The 23786-nt window shown below is 69.8% G+C and carries 23 protein-coding genes; 12 read left to right on the forward strand and 11 right to left on the reverse strand.

Going from position 1 to position 23786, the window contains the following annotated elements; all coding sequences use genetic code 11:
• Positions 1-72: 72 nt before the first annotated feature.
• The 3 genes from VV867_RS16205 to VV867_RS16215 form a co-directional block, all read right to left on the reverse strand.
• On the reverse strand, positions 73-696 hold the full coding sequence (locus tag VV867_RS16205; RefSeq protein ID WP_089393588.1) for an NAD(P)H-dependent oxidoreductase: 624 nt from the start codon (positions 694-696) through the stop codon (positions 73-75).
• Complete coding sequence (locus tag VV867_RS16210; RefSeq protein WP_109934657.1) at positions 689-2083, reverse strand: class II fumarate hydratase; 1395 nt, start codon at positions 2081-2083, stop codon at positions 689-691. The genes VV867_RS16205 and VV867_RS16210 overlap by 8 nt, the downstream gene beginning before the upstream one ends.
• Positions 2084-2180: 97 nt before the next feature.
• Positions 2181-3194 (reverse strand): DUF2804 domain-containing protein, encoded by a 1014-nt coding sequence (locus tag VV867_RS16215; RefSeq protein ID WP_089393586.1) that lies wholly within the window; start codon positions 3192-3194, stop codon positions 2181-2183.
• Between the two features lie 152 nt (positions 3195-3346).
• On the opposite strand from VV867_RS16215, the gene VV867_RS16220 reads away from it, so the two are divergent.
• The 6 genes from VV867_RS16220 (at position 3347) to VV867_RS16245 (ending at position 9620) form a co-directional block, all read left to right on the forward strand.
• Positions 3347-3892, forward strand: a complete 546-nt coding sequence (locus VV867_RS16220) for a DUF2059 domain-containing protein (RefSeq protein ID WP_109934656.1) — start codon at positions 3347-3349, stop codon at positions 3890-3892.
• Between the two features lie 13 nt (positions 3893-3905).
• Positions 3906-4214: a BolA family protein gene (locus VV867_RS16225; protein ID WP_328566981.1), complete on the forward strand. Its 309-nt coding sequence runs from the start codon at positions 3906-3908 to the stop codon at positions 4212-4214.
• Between the two features lie 110 nt (positions 4215-4324).
• On the forward strand, positions 4325-5266 hold the full coding sequence (gene trhO / locus VV867_RS16230) for an oxygen-dependent tRNA uridine(34) hydroxylase TrhO (protein ID WP_328566982.1): 942 nt from the start codon (positions 4325-4327) through the stop codon (positions 5264-5266).
• A 39-nt stretch (positions 5267-5305) separates the two neighbouring features.
• Entirely contained in the window at positions 5306-5908 is a 603-nt protein-coding gene (locus tag VV867_RS16235; RefSeq protein ID WP_328567001.1) for a DsbA family protein, read from the forward strand.
• Positions 5909-6315: 407 nt separating this feature from the next.
• Positions 6316-8772, forward strand: a complete 2457-nt coding sequence (locus VV867_RS16240) for an EAL domain-containing protein (RefSeq protein WP_328566983.1) — start codon at positions 6316-6318, stop codon at positions 8770-8772.
• A gap of 62 nt (positions 8773-8834) precedes the next feature.
• Positions 8835-9620 (forward strand): TenA family transcriptional regulator, encoded by a 786-nt coding sequence (locus VV867_RS16245; RefSeq protein ID WP_328566984.1) that lies wholly within the window; start codon positions 8835-8837, stop codon positions 9618-9620.
• 8 nt (positions 9621-9628) lie between these two features.
• Here VV867_RS16245 and VV867_RS16250 read toward each other — a convergent pair whose 3' ends face one another.
• From VV867_RS16250 to VV867_RS16260, 3 genes are all read right to left on the reverse strand, one after another.
• Complete coding sequence (locus tag VV867_RS16250) at positions 9629-10585, reverse strand: quinone oxidoreductase family protein (RefSeq protein ID WP_328566985.1); 957 nt, start codon at positions 10583-10585, stop codon at positions 9629-9631.
• A gap of 22 nt (positions 10586-10607) precedes the next feature.
• A complete protein-coding gene (locus tag VV867_RS16255) occupies positions 10608-10781 on the reverse strand; it encodes a DUF1427 family protein (RefSeq protein ID WP_074977117.1) in 174 nt (57 codons plus the stop codon).
• Positions 10782-11216: 435 nt separating this feature from the next.
• Positions 11217-12005 carry an AraC family transcriptional regulator gene (locus tag VV867_RS16260; protein WP_328566986.1) on the reverse strand — a complete coding sequence of 263 codons (789 nt, stop codon included), beginning with the start codon at positions 12003-12005 and terminating at the stop codon, positions 11217-11219.
• Positions 12006-12345: 340 nt separating this feature from the next.
• Between VV867_RS16260 and VV867_RS16265 the strand changes: the two genes are divergently transcribed.
• The gene (locus tag VV867_RS16265) at positions 12346-13755 is read left to right on the forward strand and encodes an amino acid permease (protein WP_328566987.1); all 1410 of its coding nucleotides are present in this window, start codon (positions 12346-12348) and stop codon (positions 13753-13755) included.
• A 102-nt stretch (positions 13756-13857) separates the two neighbouring features.
• Entirely contained in the window at positions 13858-14238 is a 381-nt protein-coding gene (locus tag VV867_RS16270; protein ID WP_109934925.1) for an MliC family protein, read from the forward strand.
• A gap of 252 nt (positions 14239-14490) precedes the next feature.
• On the opposite strand, the gene VV867_RS16275 is transcribed toward VV867_RS16270, so the two are convergent.
• Positions 14491-15414, reverse strand: a complete 924-nt coding sequence (locus tag VV867_RS16275) for a nucleoside-binding protein (protein ID WP_275629222.1) — start codon at positions 15412-15414, stop codon at positions 14491-14493.
• A 236-nt stretch (positions 15415-15650) separates the two neighbouring features.
• On the opposite strand from VV867_RS16275, the gene arfB reads away from it, so the two are divergent.
• Positions 15651-16064, forward strand: a complete 414-nt coding sequence (gene arfB / locus VV867_RS16280; RefSeq protein WP_089393575.1) for an alternative ribosome rescue aminoacyl-tRNA hydrolase ArfB — start codon at positions 15651-15653, stop codon at positions 16062-16064.
• Between the two features lie 78 nt (positions 16065-16142).
• Here arfB and VV867_RS16285 read toward each other — a convergent pair whose 3' ends face one another.
• A complete protein-coding gene (locus VV867_RS16285) occupies positions 16143-17360 on the reverse strand; it encodes an MFS transporter (protein ID WP_328566988.1) in 1218 nt (405 codons plus the stop codon).
• An 88-nt stretch (positions 17361-17448) separates the two neighbouring features.
• On the opposite strand from VV867_RS16285, the gene VV867_RS16290 reads away from it, so the two are divergent.
• The gene (locus VV867_RS16290; protein ID WP_328566989.1) at positions 17449-18003 is read left to right on the forward strand and encodes a TetR/AcrR family transcriptional regulator; all 555 of its coding nucleotides are present in this window, start codon (positions 17449-17451) and stop codon (positions 18001-18003) included.
• On the opposite strand, the gene VV867_RS16295 is transcribed toward VV867_RS16290, so the two are convergent.
• Entirely contained in the window at positions 18000-19223 is a 1224-nt protein-coding gene (locus tag VV867_RS16295) for a flavin monoamine oxidase family protein (RefSeq protein WP_328566990.1), read from the reverse strand. The two genes, VV867_RS16290 and VV867_RS16295, sit on opposite strands and share 4 nt — an antisense overlap.
• A gap of 71 nt (positions 19224-19294) precedes the next feature.
• On the reverse strand, positions 19295-20365 hold the full coding sequence (locus VV867_RS16300; protein ID WP_109935470.1) for an AbrB family transcriptional regulator: 1071 nt from the start codon (positions 20363-20365) through the stop codon (positions 19295-19297).
• 109 nt (positions 20366-20474) lie between these two features.
• On the opposite strand from VV867_RS16300, the gene VV867_RS16305 reads away from it, so the two are divergent.
• Entirely contained in the window at positions 20475-21374 is a 900-nt protein-coding gene (locus VV867_RS16305) for a LysR family transcriptional regulator (protein WP_328566991.1), read from the forward strand.
• A 357-nt stretch (positions 21375-21731) separates the two neighbouring features.
• Here the strand turns inward: VV867_RS16305 and VV867_RS16310 are convergent, their stop codons facing one another.
• Positions 21732-22625: a TauD/TfdA dioxygenase family protein gene (locus tag VV867_RS16310; protein ID WP_328566992.1), complete on the reverse strand. Its 894-nt coding sequence runs from the start codon at positions 22623-22625 to the stop codon at positions 21732-21734.
• Positions 22626-22739: 114 nt separating this feature from the next.
• Between VV867_RS16310 and VV867_RS16315 the strand changes: the two genes are divergently transcribed.
• Positions 22740-23771 (forward strand): AraC family transcriptional regulator, encoded by a 1032-nt coding sequence (locus VV867_RS16315; RefSeq protein ID WP_328566993.1) that lies wholly within the window; start codon positions 22740-22742, stop codon positions 23769-23771.
• Positions 23772-23786: the final 15 nt, after the last annotated feature.

Here is a 23786-nt window from a genome sequence, read left to right on the forward strand (position 1 = left end):
TTTAGGGAACGTCTGGAAAAGCCCCGGCACCCGGGGCGGGCCGACGGAACGGCCGCCGGCCTGCCCGGGGGTTCACACTTGCGCGCCCAACTGCTCAGCGCGCTTGAGCCACGCCTGGCGCTGCTCTTCGCTGGCGCCGCGCATGGGGCTGAACTCCTCCAGGTGGCGGGTGGCGATGCCGCACGGGCCGAGGATGCAGCGCACCATCTGGCGGTGCGCCGGGGCGCCCTGGCGCAGGCGGTAGCGCCAGTGCGTCTGGTCGTGGGTCACCAGCAGGTCGGCGCTGCGCCCGCCCAGCAGCGGTTCCCACTCGCGGTCCTGCGGGGTGCGGTAGCGGAAGGCGAAGCCGGGCAGGAACACCCGGTCGAAGAAGCCCTGCAGCAGCGCCGGCAGGCCGCCCCACCAGATCGGGTAGACGAACGCCAGGTGCTGGGCCCAGTGCACCTGGCGCTGGGCCTCGAGCAGGTCCGGCTCCAGGTCCTGGCTGCGCTCGTAGCCGCCGCGCAGCACCGGGTCGAAGCGCAGCTCGCCGAGCTTGAGGGTGCGCACCACGTGGTCGCGGCTGCGCGCGCCGTGCTGGTAGGCGTCGGCCAGGGCGTGGCAGAAGCCGTCGGCCTTGGGCGTGCCGAGGATCACCAGGATGCGCTTGCCGTCGCCCTCCAGGGGCGTGGCGCCGGATTTGCCGGATTCAACCATGCTGCCCGGCCTCCAGCATGTCCTGCGGGCGGACCCATTCGTCGAACTGCTGGTCGGTCAGGTAGCCCAGCGCCAGCGCCGCCTCGCGCAGCGAGGTGCCCTCCTTGTAGGCCTTCTTGGCGATCTCCGCGGCCTTGTCGTAGCCGATGTGGGTGTTCAGCGCGGTGACCAGCATCAGGCCGCGCTCCAGGTGCTCGGCCATGCGTTCGGCGTCCGGCTGCAGGCCGGCGATGCAGTGGCTGTTGAAGTTGCGGCAGCCGTCGGCCAGCAGGCGGATGGACTCCAGCAGGTTGTGGATGATCACCGGCTTGAACACGTTCAGCTGCAGGTGGCCCTGGCTGGCGGCGAAGCTGAGGGCGGCGTCGTTGCCCATGACCTGGCAGGCCAGCATCGACAGCGCCTCGCACTGCGTCGGGTTGACCTTGCCGGGCATGATCGAGCTGCCCGGCTCGTTGGCCGGCAGGCGCACCTCGGCGATGCCCGCGCGGGGGCCGGAACCCAGCAGGCGCAGGTCGTTGGCGATCTTCATCAGCGCCACGGCGAGGGTCTTCAGGGCGCCGGCGAGGGTCACCAGCGGCTCGTGGCCGGCGAGGGCGGCGAACTTGTTCGGCGCCGAGACGAAGGGCAGGCCGGTGAGGCTGGCCAGCTCCACGGCGATGTCCTCGGCGAAGCCCGCCGGGGCGTTCAGCCCGGTGCCCACCGCGGTGCCGCCCTGGGCCAGTTCGTAGACCGCCGGCAGCGCGGCGCGGATGGCGCGCTCGGCGTAGTCGAGCTGGGCGACGAAGGCCGACAGTTCCTGGCCGAAGGTGATGGGCGTGGCGTCCATCAGGTGGGTGCGCCCGGTCTTCACCAGGTCGGCATGGCGCGCCGACTGCGCGGCGATGCCGCCGACCAGCTCGGCGATGGCCGGCAGCAGGTCCTCGTGCACGGCGCGGGCGGCGGCCAGGTGCATGGCGGTGGGGAAGCTGTCGTTGGAGCTCTGCGCGCGGTTGACGTGGTCGTTGGGGTGCACCGGGGCCTTGCCGCCACGGGCGTTGCCGGCCAGTTCGTTGGCGCGGCCGGCGATCACCTCGTTGACGTTCATGTTGCTCTGGGTGCCGCTGCCGGTCTGCCAGACCACCAGGGGGAACTGGTCGTCGTGCTGGCCGGCGAGAATCTCGTCGGCGGCCTGTTCGATCAGTTGGCCGATCTCCGCCGGCAGCTCGCCCAGGCGCACGTTGATGCGCGCGGCGGCCTTCTTGACCAGCGTCAGGCCATACACCACGGCCAGCGGCATGCGCTGCCCGCCGATGGCGAAGTTCTCCAGCGAGCGCTGCGTCTGCGCGCCCCAGTAGGCCTGCTCGTCGACCTCGATGGGCCCCAGGCTGTCGGTTTCGGTCCGTTTCATGAAGGCGTCCTCCCACAATGGTCTGAGGGAGTTTAGGCCTTGTACCGGGGTTCGGGTTCCGCGCTGCGTCAATGGCGCCGATAGCTTGCCGGCGGGCCTACCAGCGGGCGTGGGTGGCGCCTATCCAGCCCAGGGCGCGCTTGACCGGCACCTGCTCGCCGGCGGCGCTGCGCAGGAAGCCGTCGTAGTGGCCGAACCACTGGCTGGTGTGGGCGTAGAGCAGGCCCAGGCGCGGCGAGGCCTCGTGCAGCTTGAGCGGGGTGAAGGCGAGGTCCACCCGCTGGTCTTGCGTGGTCAGGCGCCAGGGGGCGAGCGGGTCGTTGGGCTCCTGGCGGATGTCCACCTCGCCGCGCAGGCGCTGCAGCTCGCCGCCGAACCACAGGGCGTTCTCCTTGTGCTCGCTGTGGTCGGTCCAGCCCGAGCCGAAGTTGCCGGCGATGCCGCCGGGGGCGGCGAAGGCGGCGCGCGTCCAGAAGCTGCGGAAGGGCCAGACGCCGCGGCCGAAGTCCAGCGCGGCGAAGCTCTGCCCGGCCTGGGCCTGGTAGGTCTCGTCGCCCAGTTGCAGGGTGCCGGTGAAGGGCAGGCCCATCTGCCGGCTGCAGGCGTGGAAATGGTTGCCGCCCATGGGCACCACCAGGTTGACCGAGTCCAGGTGCGCCGGGCGCTGCACGTCCAGCGCCAGGGACAGCGGCAGGCCGCCCAGGTCGCTGGCGTCGGCGTGGATGCGCAGGCGCGCGCCCTGGTCGTCGAAGCCCAGGTTGAGGCGCTCGTGGTGGAAGGCGTGGCTCTGGTTGGGGTGGTCGGGCAGCTCGCAGCGCAGGCCCAGCGGGCAGATTTGCGTGCGGGCGTAGGCCTTGCCGGTGTCCAGGTCGAGGAAGTAGAGGGCGCCGTAGCCGAGGTAGTCGAGGTCGGCGATGGTCAGCGAGAGCATCCAGCCGGGGCTGATCAGGCACCAGTGGTTCCAGCGCTTGCGCCGGCCGCGCTGGCCGGGCAGGGCGCAATCCAGCAGCGGCCGCGACGACCAGCCGATGGCGCCCGGGTCCAGGTGGCCCCGTGCATCGCACAGCATCGGTAGGGCGGGAGGCAGCGTGAGGCGGGCCTGGGAGGTCATCGAACACGTCCATGTGACAATCTGACCCAGCATGCCGATTCGCCGCTGGCAGGACAAGAGCGGGCCGCAACTTTCAGCCATTTCTGCCATTGGGCTGGCATAAACGCCGTTGCTCGACTCCCGCTTGAGGGCATTCCGAACTTAGGCGCAGAATGGCGGGTCCCAAGGGACACACCAGACAGACTCAAGGACTGCCCATGACCGCCCTTCGCAAGCTTTGCACCGCCGCACTCCTCGTTGGTTTCAGCTCCATGGCCCTGGCCGATTCGGCCGCCGAGGCCGAGAAGTTCCTCAAGCAGGTCCACGCCGACAAGCTCACGGTGCCGGTCTACGCCCAGGTGCAGCAGATGTTCGCCCAGCACTTCGCCCAGTCGAAGGCGCCGGACAGCAAGAAGGCGGTGCTCGACCGCTACCAGGCCAAGGCCAACGCCGAGCTGGACCGCGCGGTGGGCTGGGACAAGATCAAGCCGGACCTGGTCAAGCTCTACTCCGACAACTTCACCGAGTCCGAGCTCAAGCAGCTGAACGACTTCTATGCCTCGCCGCTGGGCCAGAAGGTCCTGCAGAAGATGCCGCGCCTGACCGCGCAGTCCGCCCAGCTGACCCAGGCCAAGCTGCAGACCGCCGTCGACCCGGTGAACAAGCTGCTGGCCGACATGGACAAGGAACTGGGCGTGAAGGCCCCGGCCAAGAAGTGACGGAAACCGTGACATGAGCATGCAGGAACGTATCCAGTCCGCCCTGGCCGCCGGCCTCGAACCGCAGCACCTGCAGGTGCTGGACGAGAGCCACATGCACAGCCGCGGCCAGGAAACGCACTATAAGGCGGTGATCGTCAGCCCGGCGTTCGCCGGGCTGAATTCGGTCAAGCGGCACCAGAAGGTCTACGCCAGCCTCGGCGAGCTGATGGGCCGGTTCCACGCCCTCGCGCTGCACACCTACACCCCCGAGGAATGGGCCGAGCAGGGCGCCGCGCCCGACTCGCCGACCTGCCGCGGCGGCAGCAAGCACGACCACTGACGCTGCCCGCGGCTTGCGGTAGAATGCGCCAACGCCGGCAACCGATGCCGGCGTTGTCTTTTCTGACCCGGTCCGCCCTTTACGCGGGCGACCACTGGAGGATGTACCCCATGACCCGCTCCATCGTCGTGGCGGCGCTGTACAAGTTCGTTTCCCTGCCGGACTACGTCGCGCTGCGCGAACCCCTGCTGCAGACCCTGCTGGACAACGGCATCAAGGGCACCCTGCTGCTCGCCGAGGAAGGCATCAATGGCACCGTGTCCGGCACCCGCGAGGGCATCGATGGCCTGCTCGCCTGGCTGCGCAACGACCCGCGCCTGGCCGACGTCGACCACAAGGAGTCCTACTGCGACGAGCAGCCGTTCTACCGCACCAAGGTCAAGCTGAAGAAAGAGATCGTCACCCTGGGCGTGCCCGGCGTCGATCCCAACCACCGCGTCGGCACCTACGTCGAGCCGCAGGACTGGAACGCCCTGATCAGCGACCCCGAAGTGCTGCTGATCGACACCCGCAACGACTACGAGGTGGCCATCGGCACCTTCGAGGGCGCCGTCGACCCGCGCACCAAGTCGTTCCGCGACTTCCCCGAATACGTGAAGGCCCACTACGACCCGGCGAAGCACAAGAAGGTCGCCATGTTCTGCACCGGCGGCATCCGCTGCGAGAAGGCCTCCAGCTACATGCTCGGCGAGGGCTTCGAGGAGGTCTTCCACCTCAAGGGCGGCATCCTCAAGTACCTGGAGGAAGTGCCCGAGGCGCAGAGCCTGTGGCGCGGCGACTGCTTCGTGTTCGACAACCGGGTGACCGTGCGCCACGACCTCTCCGAGGGCGACTACGACCAGTGCCACGCCTGCCGTAATCCCGTTTCCAGCGAGGACCGCGCCAGCGAGCACTACGCGCCGGGCATCAGCTGCCCGCACTGCTGGGACTCGCTGCCGGAGAAGACCCGCGCCAGCGCCCGCGAGCGGCAGAAGCAGATCGAGCTGGCGAAGCTGCGCAACCAGCCCCACCCCATCGGCCGCGACCCGCGGCAGGTCGCCCTGGAGGATTGACCCGTGGCCAACGCCCGCCTGCTCTACGTGATGGACCCCATGTGCTCCTGGTGCTGGGGTTTCGCCCCGGTGGCCCAGGCGCTGATCGAGCAGGCGCGCGCCGCCGGCGTGCCCCTGGCCCTGGTCATGGGCGGGCTGCGCACCGGCCATGGCGCGGCGCTGGAGCCGGCCACCCGGCGCTACATCCTCGAGCACTGGCAGGCGGTGCACCTGGCCACCGGCCAGCCGTTCCGCTTCGAGGGCGCGCTGCCCGAGGGCTTCGTCTACGACACCGAGCCGGCCTGCCGCGCGGTGGTCGCCGCCCGGCGCCTGGACGAGGAGGCCGCCTGGGCGCTGGTCAAGGCCATCCAGCAGGCATTCTACGTCGACGGCCGTGACGTCACCGAGGCCGCCACCCTGGCACAACTGGCCGAAGGCGTCGGCCTGCCGCGCATCGAGTTCGCCGAGCTGTTCGACAGCCAGGAGAACCACCTGGCGACCCAGGCCGACTTCTCCTGGGCCCGCGACCTGGGCATCGCCGGCTTCCCCACGCTGCTGGCCGAGCGCAACGGCCAGCTGGCCCTGCTGACCAACGGCTACCAGCCGCTGGAGGAGCTGGCGCCGATGCTGGAGCGCTGGCTGGAGCGCGGGCGCCAGGGCTGACGCCGGCCGCGCCGAGATGCTTTCGTAGGAAAGGTTGAGCGATACCCATCGCGCCATGCCGATGGGTATCGCTTCGCTCCACCCATCCTACGGGTGTTGTGCCTGCCGGAGGATGCAGGCGCGAGCCCGCTTGCGAATCGAACTCAGCACGAACCGATGGCCGACGAGGGGCGTCACTGTCGCCCGTCGGCTGACCGACGGCTCTGGCGCAGGGGCTGGCGGCCGCGGAGACGGCGGCGGCCGGCATCTTGTCGGACAATTTTGCGATTTTCCTCGGTGCGAGCCCTGTACCCCCGCCTTGTGGAATGGCTACCATGCACTAAGAGTAAGGAGGGGCCGTTGCGCTCCAGTCCGGCTACGGCGGGCTGCCGCAGCGGTAGGGACACGAAAGGAATCCGACAATATCCATGGGTGCTACTGGGCTGAGCCGCATTCGCCATGATTCCCGGCTGTGGAAGCTGGTATGGCCGTTCATCGCCGTGGTCCTGCTGCAGGGATTGCTTGGCGTAGGCAGCCTTTACCTGATTTCCGGGGTGCGCGCCTACGTCGGCGGCGAGAGCCTCTGGTCCAAGGGCCAGAAGGACGCCATCCATTACCTGCAGCGCTACGGCGAGACGCGTGACGCCGACGACTACCGGCGCTACCGGGATGCCATCGCCATCCCCCTCGGCGACCGCCTGCTGCGCACCGCCCTGGACAGCCCGCAGCCGGACTACGAACTGGCGCGCAAGGGCATCCTGGCCGGCGGCAACCATCCCGACGACGTCGACGCCATCATCTGGCTCTACCGCTACTTCCACGGCTTCAGCTACTTCAACGAGGCGGTGCGCTACTGGAAGGAGGGCGACCGCTACCTCGACCAACTCCAGGCCATCGCCCAGGAGATGCACCAGCGCATCCAGGCCGGCCAGGTCGGCCCCGGCGACATCAGCTACTGGGACCAGCACATCCAGGCCATCAACGAAGGCGTGAGCCCCGCCTCCAGCGCCTTCAGCGCCGCCCTCGCGCAGGGCTCGCGGGCGGTGATGCGCCTGCTGCTGGCGGCCAACATCGCCAGCGGCCTGGCCCTGATCGTCCTGGCGGCCTGGCGCACGCGCAAGCTGCTGCTGGCCCAGCGCGCCTTCCAGAGCGCCCTGGACAGCGAGCGCGAGAGGGCCCAGACGACCCTGGCGGCGATCGGCGACGCGGTCATCACCATCGACGAGAACGCCAACATCGCCTACCTCAACCCGGCCGCCGAACGCATGATCGGCTGGGACAGCGACATGGCCCTGGGCCTGCCGCTGAAGTCGCTGCTGCGCATGCTCGACGAGGCTTCCGAGGAAGAGGACCTGGCCCTGGTCGGTCAGGTCCTGCGCGGCGAGGTGGAGGCCGGCAGCGAGGTCAGCAAGCTGCTGCAGCGCCTGGACGGCAGCGGCGTGGTAGTGACCCTGGTGGGCACGCCGATCCGCGTCGGCGGCCGCATCGTCGGCGCGGCGCTGGTGCTGCACGACATGACGCGCGAGCGGCAGTACATGGAAAGCCTGTCCTGGCAGGCCACCCACGACTCCCTGACCGGCCTGAGCAACCGCCGCGAGTTCGAGTACCGCCTGGAGCAGGCGCTGGAGCGCTCGGCGCAGCGCAATGGCCGCCACAGCCTGATGTACCTCGACCTGGACCAGTTCAAACTGGTCAACGACACCTGCGGGCACGCCGCCGGCGACGAGCTGCTGCGCCAGACCTGCAGCATCCTCGAGCGCTGCCTGCGCGAAGGCGACACCCTGGCGCGCCTGGGCGGCGACGAGTTCGGCGTGCTGCTGGAGAACTGCCCGCCGGAGGTCGCCGAGCAGGTCGCCGAGAACCTCCGCCAGGGCGTCGAGGGCCTGCACTTCATCTGGGACCGGCGGCCCTTCAACATCACCGTCAGCATCGGCGTGGTGCACGTCTCGGCCATGCTGGTGTCGGTGGAGGAGGCGCTGCGCTGCGCCGACATGGCCTGCTACCTGGCCAAGGAGAAGGGCCGCAACCGCGCCCAGGTGTTCAGCCCGGACGACAGCGAGCTGTCCATGCGCTTCGGCGAGATGGCCTGGGTCCAGCGCATCCGCCAGGCCCTCGACGAGGACCGTTTCCGCCTGTTCGCGCAGCCCATCCGGGCGGTCGACCCGCAGGCCGAGGAGGGCCTGCACGTCGAGCTGCTGCTGCGCGTGCTGGACGAGAACGGCCGCCTGGTGCCGCCGAACGACTTCATCCCGGCCGCCGAACGCTACGGCCTGATGCCACTGATCGACCGCTGGGTGGCCAACCGCGCCTTCGAGATCCTCGCCGAACGCCGCGAGGCCGGCTGCGAGCCGATCGCCACCTGCGCCATCAACCTGTCCGGGGCCACCATCGGCGATGCCAGCTTCATCCAGATGCTCCGCGAGCTGCAGCCGACCTATGGCCTGGCGCCGGAGAACATCTGCTTCGAGGTCACCGAGACCAGCGCCATCGCCAACCTGGTCAGCGCCACCCAGTTCATCCACGAACTCAAGGCCATGGGCTACCGCTTCTCCCTCGACGACTTCTGCGCCGGCATGTCCTCCTTCGTCTACCTCAAGCACCTGCCGGTGGACTACCTGAAGATCGACGGCAGCTTCATCAAGGACATGCTCGAGGACCCCATCGACCGCGCCATGGTCCAGGTGATCAACCAGATCGGCCACGTCATGGGCAAGCGCACGGTGGCGGAGTTCGTCGAGTCGAAGGAGATCCTCGACGTGCTGCGGGAAATCGGTATCGATTATGCCCAGGGCTACGCCGTGGGCCGCCCGCAGCCGTTCAGCCGCCACTATTCCGGGCGCACGGAGCCGGCCCTGGCGGAGCCGGACACGACCTCCGGACGGTGACAGTCCGCAGGTTGTCATCTAGGCTGGCGGTCGATTTCATCGATGCACAGGGATGGACAAGCATGAACGAAGCATTTCTCCGCGTCGGGCCCCTGAAGGACCTGACCAGCTACCCGCAGTGGGCACAGGGCCTGGTGGCCGCCTGCGAAGGCGCCCGCCGCGCGGTGTCCGGGCACGAGTTCTACCGGCGCCTGCGCGACGGCCAGGTGTCCGCCGCGAGCATGCGCACCTACCTCATCGGCGGTTGGCCGGTGGTCGAGCAGTTCCCCCTGTACATGTCGCAGAACCTGCTGAAGACGCGTTTCGGCCGCTCCCCCGGCGAGGACATGGCGCGGCGCTGGCTGATGCGCAACATCCGCGTCGAGCTGAACCATGCCGACCACTGGCTGCGCTGGGCCGAAGCCTATGGCGTGGGCCTGGCGGCGCTGCGTGCGCAGGACGTGCCCGAGGCGCTGCATGCCCTCGGCCACTGGTGCTGGCACACCAGCGCCTCGGACGACCTGGCGGTGGCCATGGCGGCCACCAACTATGCGGTGGAAGGCGTGACCGGCGACTGGTCGGCGCTGGTCTGTTCCAGCGATGCCTACGAGCAGACGCTGCCGGCGGAACTGCGCAAGAGCGCGATGAAGTGGCTGCGCCTGCACGCCCACTATGACGACGACCACCCCTGGGAGGCCCTGGAGATCATCTGCACCCTGTGCGGCCAGGAAGTCTCCGCCGAGCGCTGGGATACGCTGCGTGCGGCCGTCTGCAAGAGCTTCCGCTACATGGAGCTGTTCCTGGACCATTGCCTGGCCCGGGAACTGGCCGGCAGCACGCGCCGCCCGCAGGTGCGCGTGGCCGGCTGAAGCCCGCCTCAGGGCAGCAGGATGTGCTTGTCGCTGCTGCCTTCGTTCACCTCGCGGTAGCGCTGCAGGCCCTCGGCCAGCGGCGATTCGCGCAGTTCCCCGGGCAGCGGCAGGCTGCCCTCGTCGAACCCGCGGCCGAACTGCTCGAGCATGCGGGCGCAGGCCACGCTGTCGTACAGCAGCGAATTGACCCCCACCAGCGTTCCCCCGCGGCGGTACAGCGCCAGCGCCGGCAACTGCACGTGACCGTCCACCGGCGCGGCGATGATGGCGATGCGGCCGAAGGGGGCCAGGGCGGTGACCGACGCCGGCAGCCAGAAGCCGGTGGTGTCGAAGATCACCTCGGCGCCGCCGGGGAACACCGCGTCGACCTGCCCGGCCAGGCGTTCCGGCTGCTCCAGCACCAGGCTGGCGATGCCGCGGGCCTGCAGCGCGGCGGCCTGCCCGGCGCGGCGCACGGCGGCCAGCACCTCGGCACCGCGGGCGCGGGCCAGGTCCAGCGCGGCCGAGCCGACCGCGCCGGCGCCGATCACCAGCAACCGGGTGCCGGCCTTCACGCCGCTGCGCTCCAGGGCATCCCAGGCCGTGGTGTAGGGCACCCCGCAACTGGCGGCCTGGGCGAAGCCCAGGCGCTTGGGCATCAACGCCACGCCGCGCGCCGGCAGGGCCAGCAGGCCGGCATGGCTGCCGTCGCGGAGGAAACCGAGCTCCTTGCCGGTGCCCCACACGGCCTGGCCGAGCAGCGCCTGCGGGCCCTTGACCACGACGCCGGCGAAGTCGCGGCCGGGCACGCGGGGCAGGGTGGTGTAGGGGAAGCGCCCGAGCACGTTCTTCACGTCGCTGGGGTTGAGGCCGGCGGCGCGCACCTCCACCAGCACCTCGTCGGCGGCGGGAACGGGGTCGGCCAGTTCGACCCGCTGGAGGGCATCGAGGTCGCCGGTACGGGCGAATTGCAGGGCTTGCATGGGAGTCTCCGTCGGAAGGGGATCAGTGGAACCAGCGCAACACCAGCTCGCGGCCGACCGGCAGCAGGCTCTCGCCCAGCTGCATGCCGAGCAGGCCGACCAGCGCCACCAGCGGCGGCGCCGGCGAGCGGAAGTCGAGCAGGTTGTAGAGCACGCCGACGGCGACGCCGATGGCCAGCGAGATCAGGTAGTTCATGGGGCCTCCGGGACGTTCGGCTGGGTGGAGGCAGTCTAGGGCGGGTGGCGGAGGGGGATCGGTCAAGGACTTCGGAATTTCGGACAGGTTGCGCCACCCATGCATCCGTGGCGATGGGGTTGCCGGTGCCTGTAGGAGCGGGCCCTGCCCGCGATGGCCGGAGGTATCGGCGCGCTTCGCGGACAAGATCCTACATTGCAGGCGAGCATGGCTTCTCGTAGGAGCGAGCTTGCTCGCGAACACACTCCGCTGCGGGCCCATTCGCGAGCAAGCTCGCTCCTACGAAGAGCACCCCGGCACGGCCTGCAAGACAGTTGCTCCTACGCTGCCCCATCCGCGCCATTCTCCTGTAGGAGCGCGCCCTGCGCGCGAATCGCGGGCAGGGCCCGCTCCTACGGGAAGTGGCGGGGCGCGTAGGGCGAATAACGCGAAGCGTTATCCGCCGATCGGACCAGGCCCCGTCGCCACCCACGCCGAAGGCACCACCCCCAGCTCGCGGCGGAACATCTCGCTGAACGCCCCCGGGGTGTAGCCCAGCTCGTGGGCGATGCGGTTCACCGGGGTGCCGGCGGCCAGGGCGGCCACCGCGGTGGCCAGCTGCACCTGGCGGCGCCAGGCGGCGAAGCCCATGCCCAGGCTGCGCTGGAACAGGCGGGCGAGGGTGCGCACGCTGGCGCCGACGTCGGCGGCGTGCTGTTCCACGGGGATTTCCGCGCTGGGGTTGGCCATCACCGCCCGGCACAGGGCGAGCAGGCGGCGGTCGTCGTCTTCCGGCAGGGGGATGCGCGGCAGGCTGCTGCGGGCGCGGCGCAGCTCCAGCACGCAGAGGTCGGAGAGGGCGCGGTAGTACTCGGCGTCGGGCTGTTGTTCCTGTTCCACCAGGCGCAGGATCAGCTCGCGCAGCAGGGTGTCCACCTCGAACACCTGCACGCGCTCCTCCAGCACCCCGGCCAGGCTCGGGCGCAGGTAGATGTTGCGCATCTGCAGCTCGCTGACCACGCGGATGCCATGGGGCACCCCGGGCGGCAGCCAGACCGCCCGTTGCGGCGGCAGCAGCAGGGCTTCCTGCGGGGTTTCCAGCCACATCAGCCCGGACATGGCGTAGAGCACCTGGCCCCACTCGTGCTCGTGGGGCTCGATGTACAGCCCGCGCGGGTAGCTGCGCGCCAGGCCGCGCAGGGGCACCTGGGTATCGCTGAGGTCGGGCGGGGCGGCGCGGGCCATGGCTCACCGGAAACGAAGGTCGATGCCGCGCATGGTAGCGGCGCCGCCGGCGCCTTGCATCTGCCCTGGAAAGCTGGCGAACCGCTGTGTAACGAAGGCTTTACGCCGGCGCCGACGCGATGCGCGGTCCGCCATGGCTGTAACGAAAAGCTGCCGGCCGAGGTGGTCGCGGGGCGCTTTCCCACAAGGGCTTCGGACTTGTTCCCATTGGCCGCAGCGGCTGATATGGCGCCAGCCCAGCGCCCGGCGGCAATTCGTCGCGGCGCGATGAGCCTTGCATGCCGCGCGGCCACGAACCGCGGGGTCCCATCCGTCACAGATAACAACAAAAGGTGACGCAATGACGCGTGATACCCAGCACGCAGGCCAGTTGCAGCGCGGCCTGAAGAATCGCCACATCCAGCTGATCGCCCTCGGCGGCGCCATCGGCACCGGCCTGTTCCTCGGCTCGGCCGGGGTGCTCAAGTCGGCCGGGCCGTCGATGCTGCTCGGCTACGCCATCGCCGGGCTGATCGCCTTCCTGATCATGCGCCAGCTCGGCGAGATGATCGTCGAGGAACCGGTGGCCGGCTCCTTCAGCCACTTCGCCCACAAGTACTGGGGCGGTTTCGCCGGCTTCCTCTCCGGCTGGAACTGCTGGGTGCTGTACATCCTGGTCGGCATGTCCGAGCTCACCGCGGTGGGCAAGTACGTGCACTACTGGTGGCCGGACGTGCCCACCTGGGCCAGCGCCGCGGTGTTCTTCGTGCTGGTGAACCTCATCAACCTGGCCAACGTCAAGCTGTTCGGCGAGGCCGAGTTCTGGTTCGCGATGATCAAGGTCAGCGCCGTGGTCGGCATGATCCTGCTCGGCTGCTGGCTGCTGTTCTCCGGCCACGGCGGCGAGCAGGCGAGCGTGAGCAACCTGTGGAGCCACGGCGGCTTCTTCCCCAACGGCGCCAGCGGGCTGGTGATGGCCATGGCCTTCATCATGTTCTCCTTCGGCGGCCTGGAAATGCTCGGCTTCACCGCCGCCGAGGCCGACCAGCCGAAGACGGTGATCCCCAGGGCGATCAACCAGGTGCTCTGGCGCATCCTGATCTTCTACGTCGGCGCCCTGGCCGTGCTGCTCTCGCTGACGCCTTGGGACAGCCTGCTGCAGAGCATCAGCGCGGCCGGCGACGACTACAGCGGCAGCCCCTTCGTGAAGGTCTTCGCGCTGCTGGGCAGCGACACCGCGGCGCACATCCTCAACTTCGTGGTGCTCACCGCGGCGCTGTCGGTCTACAACAGCGGCACCTACTGCAACGGCCGCATGCTGGTCGGCCTGGCCGAGCAGGGCGACGCGCCCCGCGCCCTGGCGCAGGTGGACAAGCGCGGCGTGCCGGTACGCGCGCTGCTGGTGTCGGCGCTGGTGACCTTCCTCGCGGTGGTGGTCAACTACGTGATCCCGCACCAGGCGCTGGAGCTGCTGATGTCCCTGGTGGTGGCGGCGCTGGTGATCAACTGGGCGATGATCAGCTATGCGCACCTGAAGTTCCGCCAGCGCATGGACCGCGACGGCGTGCGCACCGCCTTCCGCGCCATCTTCCATCCCTACGGCAACTGGCTGTGCCTGGCCTTCGTGCTGTTCATCCTCGGGGTGATGACGCTGATCCCGGGCATCCAGGTCTCGGTGTACGTGATCCCGCTGTGGCTGCTGGTGATGTTCGCCTGCTTCCGCCTCAAGCGTTCGCGCACCGCGCAGCCGGCGCTGGCCCTGGCCGAATGAGAACGCGCCGCGCGCCCGACTTTTCGCCGGGGCGCGCGGCGTTGCCGTTGGCGGTGAACCTTGGCTAGAGTGTCCGGGCCATTTTTCGTCAGAGGGACACCCATGAAAAAAGCATTCTGGCTGCTGGCCGCCGCCGTTCCCGTGCTGCTGGTCGCCTGTGGTGGCGGCGAGGAGAAGAAGGCGCCGCCGGTGGACGCGCTGGTCCTGCCCGGCGACGCCAAGCTGGATTCGCGCAGCGTCGACTACAAGTGCGACGACGGCCGCAAGTTCAGCGTCCAGTACCTGAACAAGGGCGACAACCACCTGGCGGTGGTGCCGGTCAGCGACAGCTCCAGCCTGGTGTTCGCCAACGTCATCTCCGCCTCCGGCGCCAAATACGCCGCCGGCCAGTACGTGTGGTGGACCAAGGGCGAGGAAGCCACCCTGTACAAGGACTGGAAGGGCGGCGAGCCCGCCGATGGCGTTTCCTGCAAGGAGCGCTGAGTTCGCTGCAACGAAAAAGCCCGGCCAGTGCCGGGTTTTTTCGTCGGTGGCATGAATGGGCCCTGCGCGAATCGCGGACAGAGTCCGCTCCTACGCAGCCCGAGTCGTGCCATTCCCCTGTAGGAGCGCGCCCTGCGCGCGAAATCGCGGGCAGGGCCCGCTCCTACAGTTCCAGGGAGGTACGGTTTGTAGGAGCGGACTCCGTCCGCGATCACCCCGCCAACCGCTCAGGGCCAACCGGCGGCACGAACCTCAGAAACTGAACTCCAGGTTCACCGTCGGCGTCGAGGTGCGGCTGCCGGTGCCGCCGTCCACGCCGAACTTGTTGTGCCAGTACTCGTAGCCCACGCCGAGCCAGAGGTTCGGCTGGCGCCTGGCGCCGGGCAGGGCCGCCACCATCAGCGAGGTGCGCACCAGCGTCTCGGGGGCGGTGTCCTTGTCGTTGTAGTCCTCGCCCTTCTCGCCGACGTGGTTGAGGAAGCCCTGGAACTTGGCCATGCGCTCGCCCAGCTGGAAGGGTTTCAGCCAGGTCAGGTTGACCATGTAGGTGCCGTCGAAGGTGTGCTCCGGGTGGCGCGCGCCGGGCACGCCGAAGTGGTTCTTTTCGCGGTAGTACATCAGGCTCAGGTCGAGCACCCCGGCGCCGTTGAACTTCACCGTGGGGCCGATCACCAGGGCGCGCTTCTTCGCCGAGGCCAGGTTGTTGTTGCGGCTGGCGTCGAAGCCGAGGGTGAGCGCGTGGTCCTTCACCAGGCCCTTGCCCAGCGGCAGGTCGAACACCCGCGAGGCGTACAGCTGGTGGCGGTACACCGCGTAGACCTCGCTGCCGCCGTGGTCGGTGCCCTTGCGCGGGTCGCGGCTGTCGGAGAGGAACACATCCAGGTGGAAGAAGTTGCTGCCGTAGCGGTAGCCGTCGGCGTGGCTGAAGCTGTAGATGCGCTTGGCGAACTTGTCCGGGTTGTTCGGGTTGGTGAACTGCTGGCCGTAGCGGAAGCCCAGCGTGTTGCTGGTCCACTCGAAGAAGCGGTCGTCGTCGGCGACGGCCGCGTCCAGGGGGAGGCCGGCCAGCAGCGCGGCGCTCAGGGCGATACGGCTGCCGCTGCTCAGGCGGCGGGACGTACGCGGATGGTGGCGGACGGCGCTGGGCGCCGGCACGGATGGAACCGGGCGGAACATGCTGCACCTCGATCTTGTTGTTGTTATGGGGCCGGTTGCCGCGTGACTGCCCGCGGCCGGACAGGGACGGTTCTAAAGCTCTGTTGGATTCATTGCAAGAGATTTTTGTATACACAAGTGTATTCAAAAATTGATCCGTGAGTCAGGAATCGGCCTTGCGCCGCGCTGGTCCGCGTTCTGTGCCGGCTCGGGATTGCGCGTTATGCTGTGCTTTCCTTTCGCCCGAATCCCCCGCCATGCTCGTCATCTCCAACACCGTGCAGCTGCCCGACGCCGAAATCGAGCTGAGCGCCATCCGTGCCCAGGGCGCCGGCGGGCAGAACGTCAACAAGGTGTCCAGCGCGGTGCACCTGCGCTTCGACATCCGCGCCTCGTCGCTGCCGGATTTCTACAAGGAACGCCTGCTGGCGCTGAGCGACCAGCGCATCAGCGGCGACGGCGTGGTGGTGATCAAGGCCCAGCAGTACCGCACCCAGGAACAGAACCGAGAGGACGCGCTGGAGCGCCTGGCCGAGCTGATCCGCTCGGTGGCCAAGGTGCAGAAGAAGCGCAAGCCGACGCGCCCGACCCTCGGCTCCAAGACCCGCCGCCTGGAAGGCAAGAGCAAGCGCGGGGCGATCAAGGCCGGGCGCGGCAAGGTGGATTACTGAAGGGGCCTGCCGGCTCTTCGGAGGATGGGACGAGCGAGGCGACTCCCCTCGATGGGTATCGCTGCGCTCAACGCCATCCTACGTAACCGGCGCCGCGGCCCTGGCGTTGCGCCAGCTGAACAGCAGCACCAGGCTGGCCAGCAGGATGAGCACGCCGGCATAGCCGTTGGTGGTGGGGACCAGGCCGTAGCGCTGGGTGGCGCTGCCGGCGAGCACCGCCGGGAGGCTGAAGGCCAGGTAGCTGAGCACGTAGAAGCTGGCCATCAACCCGCCGCGCTCGTGGGCATGGGCCAGCGGCACCACCGCGCGCAAGGCGCCGAGGAAGCCGCCGCCGAAGCCCAGCCCGGCCACCGCGGTGCCGGAGAAGAACAGCCAGGCGTTGCCGCTGTCGATGCCCAGCAGCGTCAGCAGCAGGCCGCCGACCAGGGCCAGGCCGCCACGCCGGAGGATGACCGCTGCCGTGCCGTGGCGCAGGGCGAAGATCGCCAGGGCGCCGCAGGCGGTCAGCAGGAACACCAGCATGCCGCCGGTGAGTGGCGCCTGCAGGCCGCTGACCTGGCGCGCCAGGCTCGGCCCCAGCGACAGGTAGAAGCCACCCAGGGCCCAGAGGCTGGCGTTGAGCGGTGCGACGCTCCAGAAAGCCCGGCGCGCCTGGGGCGGGATACGGATGCGCGGGCGCAGCGAGGCCAGGGCGCCCGGCTGCGGGCTGACGCTCTCCGGCAGGCGCCACAGCAATACGAGGCAGAGCGCGAACAGGCCGAACAGCACCCGGTACACGAGGTGCAGCGGCTCGCCGGCGAACTGCACCAGGGCGCTGCTGCCCAGCGCGCCCAGGGCCAGGCCGAGCATGGGGGCGATGCTGTTGACCAGCGGGCCGCGCTCGCGGTCGAAGTCCAGCAGGGCGGCCCCCAGCACGCTGGTCGCAAGGCCGGTGGCGAAGCCCTGCAGCAGGCGCGCCAGGATCAGCGCCTGGACCGAGCCGGCGAACAGGAACACCGCCATCGCCAGCAACTCGATGAGCAGCGCGGCGCGGATCAGCGGGCGGCGGCCAAGGTGGTCGGACAGCGAGCCGAACACCAGCAGCGCCAGCAACAGGCCGCCGGCGTAGATGCTGAACACCAGCGTCAGCAACGTGGGCGAGAAGCCCCAGGTTTCGCGGTACAGCGCATACAGCGGGGTGGGCGCGCTGGCGGCGGCGAGAAACCCCATGAGGATGGCGCCGAGCAGCCCGGTGGCGGCCCTTGGGGGCAGGCCGGGGCGGCGTTCGCCCGAGCTTTTGGGTAAGGTGGGTGTCATGTTCGGCCTCGCAAAGGCTAATATTTAGCTTTTGCGAGATGCTGGACCTCTTTCGGCACAAAAGCAAATTCTTTGCGTTAAGGTGACTATGGCGATCAATCAGGGCGTGCGGCCGGGGGGCCGCAGCGCGAGGGTGCAGGCCTCGGTGCACAAGGCGGTGGCGGAACTGCTGGGGGAGCGCGAACGTGGCGAACTGACGGTGCCGCTGATAGCCGCGCGCGCCGGGGTGACGCCCTCGACCATCTACCGGCGCTGGGGCGACCTCAACGAACTGCTGGGCGACGTCGCCCTGCAGCGCATCCACCCGGATGCCGAGCCGGCGGACACCGGCAGCCTGCGCGGCGACCTGCGCGCCTGGGGCGAGCAGTACATGGAGGAGACCGCCTCGGTGCCCGGCCGCGCCGTGGTGCTCGACCTGCTGGCGGCCGGCGGCGGCTGCTCCGGGCGCTGCCTGGAGATCGCCCGCGGCCAGTTCGACTGCATCCTCGCGCGCGCCGCCGGGCGCGGCGAGGCCCTGCCGGCGGTGGACCGGATCGTCGACCGGCTGATGGCCCCGCTGGTCTACCGCATCCTGTTCTCCAACGAGGAACTGGGCAGCGCCTACCTCGAACGCCTGCTGGACGCTACCCTCGAAGGGTTCTAGCGCGAGCCTTGCAGCGCGGCGGCCCAGGCCTGCAGGGCGTCGCGGGCGGCGAGGGCGATCTGTTCGTCGCTGCGCCCGGCGAACTGGCGTTCCACCGCGTCGGCGGCGATCAGCCCGGCTACCGTCGGCGTGCCCACGGCATCGGTGAGGTCCAGCCATTCGCCCCAGCTCGCCGGGCTGTCGTACCAGCGCAGGTAGCCCGAGAGCGAACGCGGCCACCAGCGCTGCTCGAACTGCAGCACCACCTTCTCCAGGCGGCCCATGCCCAGGTGGGCCAGGGCCTCCTGCTGCGCCGCCGGCAGCGCCGGGGTGAAACGCAGCGTCTTGAGCACGCCCAGCGGCACGCTGCAGATGCAGAAGTCGCCCCGCTCGTCGTTCACCCGGACCTGCTCGCCCGACCAGTCGATGTGCGTCACCGGCTGGCCCAGGCGGATGTCCAGGCCCTGCGCCAGGTGCTCGATGAGCTGGCCGTAGCCGCCGGGCAGGAAGCGGTCGCCATTGCCCACGCCATCCTCGTCCAGGGCGTCTGCCGACAGCTGCGCCAGCGGCAGGCAGGCTTCGAGGATCAGGTTGGCGTCGATGGCGAAGCGTGTGGCACGGGCCTGCGCGCTATCCAGGCCGGCCAGGTAGCGCTCGATGCCCTCGGCCAGCGGCAGTTGCCGGTCCAGCCCGTTGCGCAGGGCCTGCCAGGCCGCGTCTATGTCCGGCAGCGGGCCATCGCTGGCGGCGGCCAGCGGCTTGGCGAAGTCGGTTTCCACCAGCCTCAGCCCCAGGCGCAGGGCTTCGCCGGCCAGGGCATTGTCGGCGAACTGCTGCAGCCAGGCGGCGCCGACGTCCAGGGTCACCGCGCCCAGGCGGAGGCTGTGGGTGCGCCCGCCGATGCGCTCGCGAGCTTCCAGCACCACGCAGTCGACGCCTTGCCCGCGCAGGCGCCGCGCGGTGGCCAGGCCGGCGCATCCGGCGCCGATGACGATCACCCGGCGGGCACCCGCGCCCAGGGCCAGTTCGGCGGCGCGCAGGCCATCGTCCCAGGCGCCGTGGGTCATGGCTGGCGCCCGCGGGTTGCAGGCTTCGCCGGCGAGCACCAGGCGCCCGCCCAGGCAGGCGCCGAGGGTGGCGCGGTGCGCCGGCGTGCCGCCGGGCAGCAGGGCGCTGTAGGCGCCGAGGCTGAAGGGGTCGTCGCTCCAGTGGGTGACGTGCCAGGCGGTGGGCTGGTGCATGGGGCTGTCCTTGGCCGATGGAAAGCCTCCGATCCTGAACCCCCTTCGCCATGCGCACAAGGCGCCGGGCCTCAGGCGTGGCTCAGGCGGATCACCAGGCGGGCGATGGAGACGCCGCTGAACAGCACCACGAACAGCCGCAGGGTCTGCATGGCCAGCACCAGGCCGACGTCGGAGTGGGTGTCCACCGCGATGATCGCCATGGCGTCCAGGCCGCCGGGGCTGGTGGCCAGGTAGAGGGACAGGAAGTCCATGCCGGTGATGGCCGCCAGGGCCCAGGCGAAGAGCGCGCAGCTGAGGATCAGGGCGATGGCGCTGACCAGCATGGCCGGCAGGTGGCGGCCGACGTAGGCCAGGCTGGCGCGGTCGAAGCGCAGGCCGATGTAGCAGCCGATCACCCCGTAGGCCAGCACCAGCAGCCAGTGCGGCAGGGTGATCTGCAGCAGCCCGCCCAGCTGCAGCGCCGCGCCGGCCACCAGCGGCACCAGCAGCGGGCCGGCCGGCAGGCGCGCGCCCAGGCTGACGCCGACGAAGATCAGCAGCAGGCAGTTGACCAGGCCGGGCAGGTGGCCGGCGTCGTCCAGCGGCGTGCTGTGGGCCGCCGAGGCGCCACCCTCGATGCCCAGCAGGCGGCCGACCAGGGCGCCGGCCATGACCACGCAGACCACCCGCACGTACTGCATGGTGGCCACCACCCGCGGGTCGGCTCCGTGGGACTCGGCCATCGCCACCATGGCCGCCGCGCCGCCCGGCGCGGTGCCCCAGGCGGCGGTGCTGCCGGGGATGCCGCCGAAACGCACCATGGCGTAGCTGACCACGGCGCTGAGCAGCAGGGTGAGCAGGGTGGCGCAGAGCATCAGCGGCCAGGACGCGGCCATGGCCTGCAGCACCGACCAGTTGATGGCGTGGGCCACCAGCAGGCCGATGCAGCCCTGGCTGAGGCGGAAGGCCTGGCGCGGCAGGCGGATGCCGGCGCCGCCGACGCCGAAGGCGATGGCCACCAGCATGGGGCCGAGGAAGAGCGCGGCGGGGATGCCCAGCCAGGCGAGCAGTTGCCCGGCGCCGCCGGCCGCCAGGATCAGGGCCGGCCATTGCAGGCTGGCGGGGATACGGCTGAGGCGCTGGGCTGGACGGCTGGACACGCGAGGGCTCCGGACTGCGGACAACGCGGAAAATTATCGATAGCGCGATCCATCAAGTCCATTTTCTAATAGTCATGAATTCATTCCTGAAATTTATCGGATGACCGCCATGGACCTGCGCGATCTCGCCTACTTCGAAACCATCGCCGAGCTCGGCCACCTGGGCCGCGCGGCGGAGCGCCTGGGGCGCAGCCAGCCGGCGCTGACCAAGAGCATCCAGCGCCTGGAGCAGTCCCTGGGCACCAGCCTGTTCCAGCGCGAGGGCCGGCGCATCCGCCTGACCCCCGCCGGCGAGCTGATGCTGCGGCGCGCCCGCCAGCTGCGCCAGGACATCGAGGAGACGCGCCGCGAGGTGCGCGACTTCGCCAGCGGCCTGGTGGGCAACATCCGCCTGGGCTGTGCCGCGACCATGGCCGAGTACCTGCTGCCGCCGCTGGTGGAGGAACTGCTGCAGCGCGCCCCGGAGGTGACCATCAGCCTGTCCCTGGGCCAGGACGACGTGTTGCGCGAGGCCCTGCGCAGCGGGCGCCTGGACATGGCGATCTGCTCGCGCATCCTCGACGACCCGCACCTGGCCAGCGAGCCGCTGCTGCAGGACCAGGTGGTGGTGGTGGCCAGCCGCGAGCACCCGCTGTTCGACGGCCCGGTGGCCATCGCCGACCTGTGCCGCTACCGCTGGGTGCTGCCCGCGCCCGGGGTGTCGTCGCGGCGCTGGATGGACGCCACCTTCCAGGCCCACGGCCTGCCGCCGCCGCAGGTGCAGATCGAGACCAACGCCATCCCCATGCTGCCCAACCTGATCGCCCGCACCCGCCTGCTCAGCTTCGTCGCCCGCGAAACGCTGGACGGCGGCCTGCATGGGATGGGCCAGTTGCGTGAGGTGAGGCTGGCGGAAACCACCCTGACGCGCACCATGGGCCTGGCGGTGCGCCAGGGCGCCTACCTGTCGCCGGCGGCGCAGTTGTTGCGGGGGATGCTGCGGGAGCATGCGGGGCGGTTCGGAGGGTAGGGGGCTGGGTTTTTCGTAGGAGCGAGGGGGGCGCCTAGCCCTTGCTCGCGAACGGAGTTTGCCGGGGCTATTGGTGCTTCGAATTGACTCCGCCCCCTCTCCCCATCCCTCGGCTGCGCGCCCCGCCCTGAAGGGAGAGGGGGCTTGTCCGTGCCGAGAGAAGGAATGATTTCAGCCGGCAACCTTCGGAGTTGCCGGCTAACTCCAAAATACCCGAGCACGCCGAACGGTCCCCTCTCCCTTCAGGGAGAGGGTTAGGGAGAGGGAACAGAGGTGGGGTTGGCAGAGGAGTTATCGGGGAGATTGTTCGCGAGCAAGCTCGCTCCTACGAAGAGCAAAGCAGCAAAGCAGCGTCTCTTACCGGCTAGGCACCTCACCCACCACCGTGGTGCGGTACATCTCACGCCGCATCCCATGGTAGTCAGACACCGGGTAGTGCCAGGTGCTGCGGTTGTCCCAGATCGCCAGGGTACCCTGGCTCCAGCGCATGCGGCAGGTGAATGCCGGCTGGGTGGCGATGCCGTAGAGGTAGTCCAGCAGCGGTTGCGCCTCGGCCGGACGCATGCCCTTGATGCCGCTGGTATAGGCCGGGTTGACGAAGAGTATTTTCTTGCCGGTCTCCGGGTGGCGCGTCACCAGTGGGTGCGAGCGGGTCTCGCCGTCGGCGTTGCCGTAGCGCACCGCCATGTTCTCCATCAGGTCGTTGTGCTTGGCCTCGGCGCCGTAGGCGCGTTCCGGGCTGTGGATGGCGTCCAGGCTCTCCAGTTGCGCGCGCAGCTTGGGCGACAGCCATTCGTAGGCCAGCGCCATGTTGGCGTACAGGGTGTCGCCGCCGAACGGCGGGATGTCGTGGCCGTAGAGCAGGGTGAAGGCCGGCGGGCGCTCCTGGAACGACCAGTCGCTGTGCCAGGCGCCGCCGAATACCACCGGGGTCTTCTCGTCGGCCTCCTTGACCACCCGCACAACGTGGGGATACTCGGGCAGGCCCTGGACGTAGGGCTCGCGGCCGAACTCGCCGAAACGCAGGGTGACCGCCTCCAGGTCCTCGATGGCCAGCGACTGCCCGCGGATGAACAGCACCTTGTGCGCCAGCAGGGCCTGGCGCAGTTCGGCGAAGCCTTCCTCACCCAGGGTGCGCAGGTCGACGCCGCTGACGTCCGCGCCTATGGCGCCGGTGGCGGGGACGATCTGGAAGTGGCGGTAGCTGGCGGCGCGGTTCTGGCTCGGCAAGGCGTAGAAGAACTCGAACATGGGGTGCCCTCTTGTTGGTGTTGTCGGCCTGTTGAGGATGGTCGCCGCGGCGTACTTGCGCCATGATGATCGGCGCCAGAAATTGATGATTCCCGCCACTTGCAGGAGCCCCCCATGGACTGGCGACAGACCCGCGACATCACCGGCGTGCGCCACCTGCTGGACTGCGCCCGCAGCGAGGGCCTGGCCGCGGAGGCCTGCCTGGTGGGCAGCGCCATCGAGCCGCGCGAACTGGCCGGGCGCCATGCGCAGATCCAGGCCTGGCAGGAACTGGCGGTGATCCGCAACCTGCTGCAGCAGGGCGCCCGCCCCGGCCTGGGCTTCGCCGCCGGGCGCCGCTACCACCTCACCTCGCTGGGGTTGCTGGGCTTCACCATGCTCGCCTGCCGCAGCCTGCGGGAGGCCTTCGAGACCTTCGGCCGCTACCAGGGCCTGGCCCTGACGCTCTGCCCGGTGAGCAGCGAGGCCGAGCCGCGCGGGCACTGGATGATCTTCGACGACCAGGTGCTGCCGCCGGACGCCCGCGCCTTCGTGGTCGAGCGCGGCATCGCCGGCTGCCTGCAACTGGCCGGCGAGCTGCTGCAGCGCCCTGTGCAGCCGCTGGCCCTGGAGCTGCGCGCCGAGGCGCCGGGCGACCTAGACGCCTACGCCCGCGCCTGGCCCTGCCCGGTGCGCTTCGGCGCCACGCGCAACGCCCTGCTGTTCGCCCGCGCCGATCTGGAGGCCAGCCTGCCGCAGGCCAACCCGGACAGCCGCAGCAGTGGCGAGCAGTTGTGCGAGAAGCTCTGCGAGGAACTGGCGCTGCCCCTGGCCGCCACGCCCACTGCACGGGCGGTGCAGCGCCTTCTGGTGCGCGATGCCGCAAGCCTGCCCGGCTGCCGCGAGGTGGCGCAGCACCTGGGGCTTTCCGAACGCACCCTGCAGCGCCGCCTGGCCGCCGAAGGCCAGCGCTTCCAGCCGCTGAGCGACGCCATCCGCCTGCGCCTGGCCGAGCGCCTGTTGCTGGAGTCGCGCATGGACCTGAACGGCGTAGCCCAGTGCCTGGGCTACGCCGAGGCGGCCAGCTTCTGCCGGGCCTTCCAGCGCTGGACCGGGACCACCCCGGGGCGCTGGAAGCGCCAGGCCGGGCCGTTGCCGGTGGGCTAAGTGCGGGCAAAAAAA

It is taken from the genome of Pseudomonas sp. JH-2 (assembly GCF_036231725.1).
GTDB classification, from domain to species: domain Bacteria; phylum Pseudomonadota; class Gammaproteobacteria; order Pseudomonadales; family Pseudomonadaceae; genus Pseudomonas; species Pseudomonas delhiensis.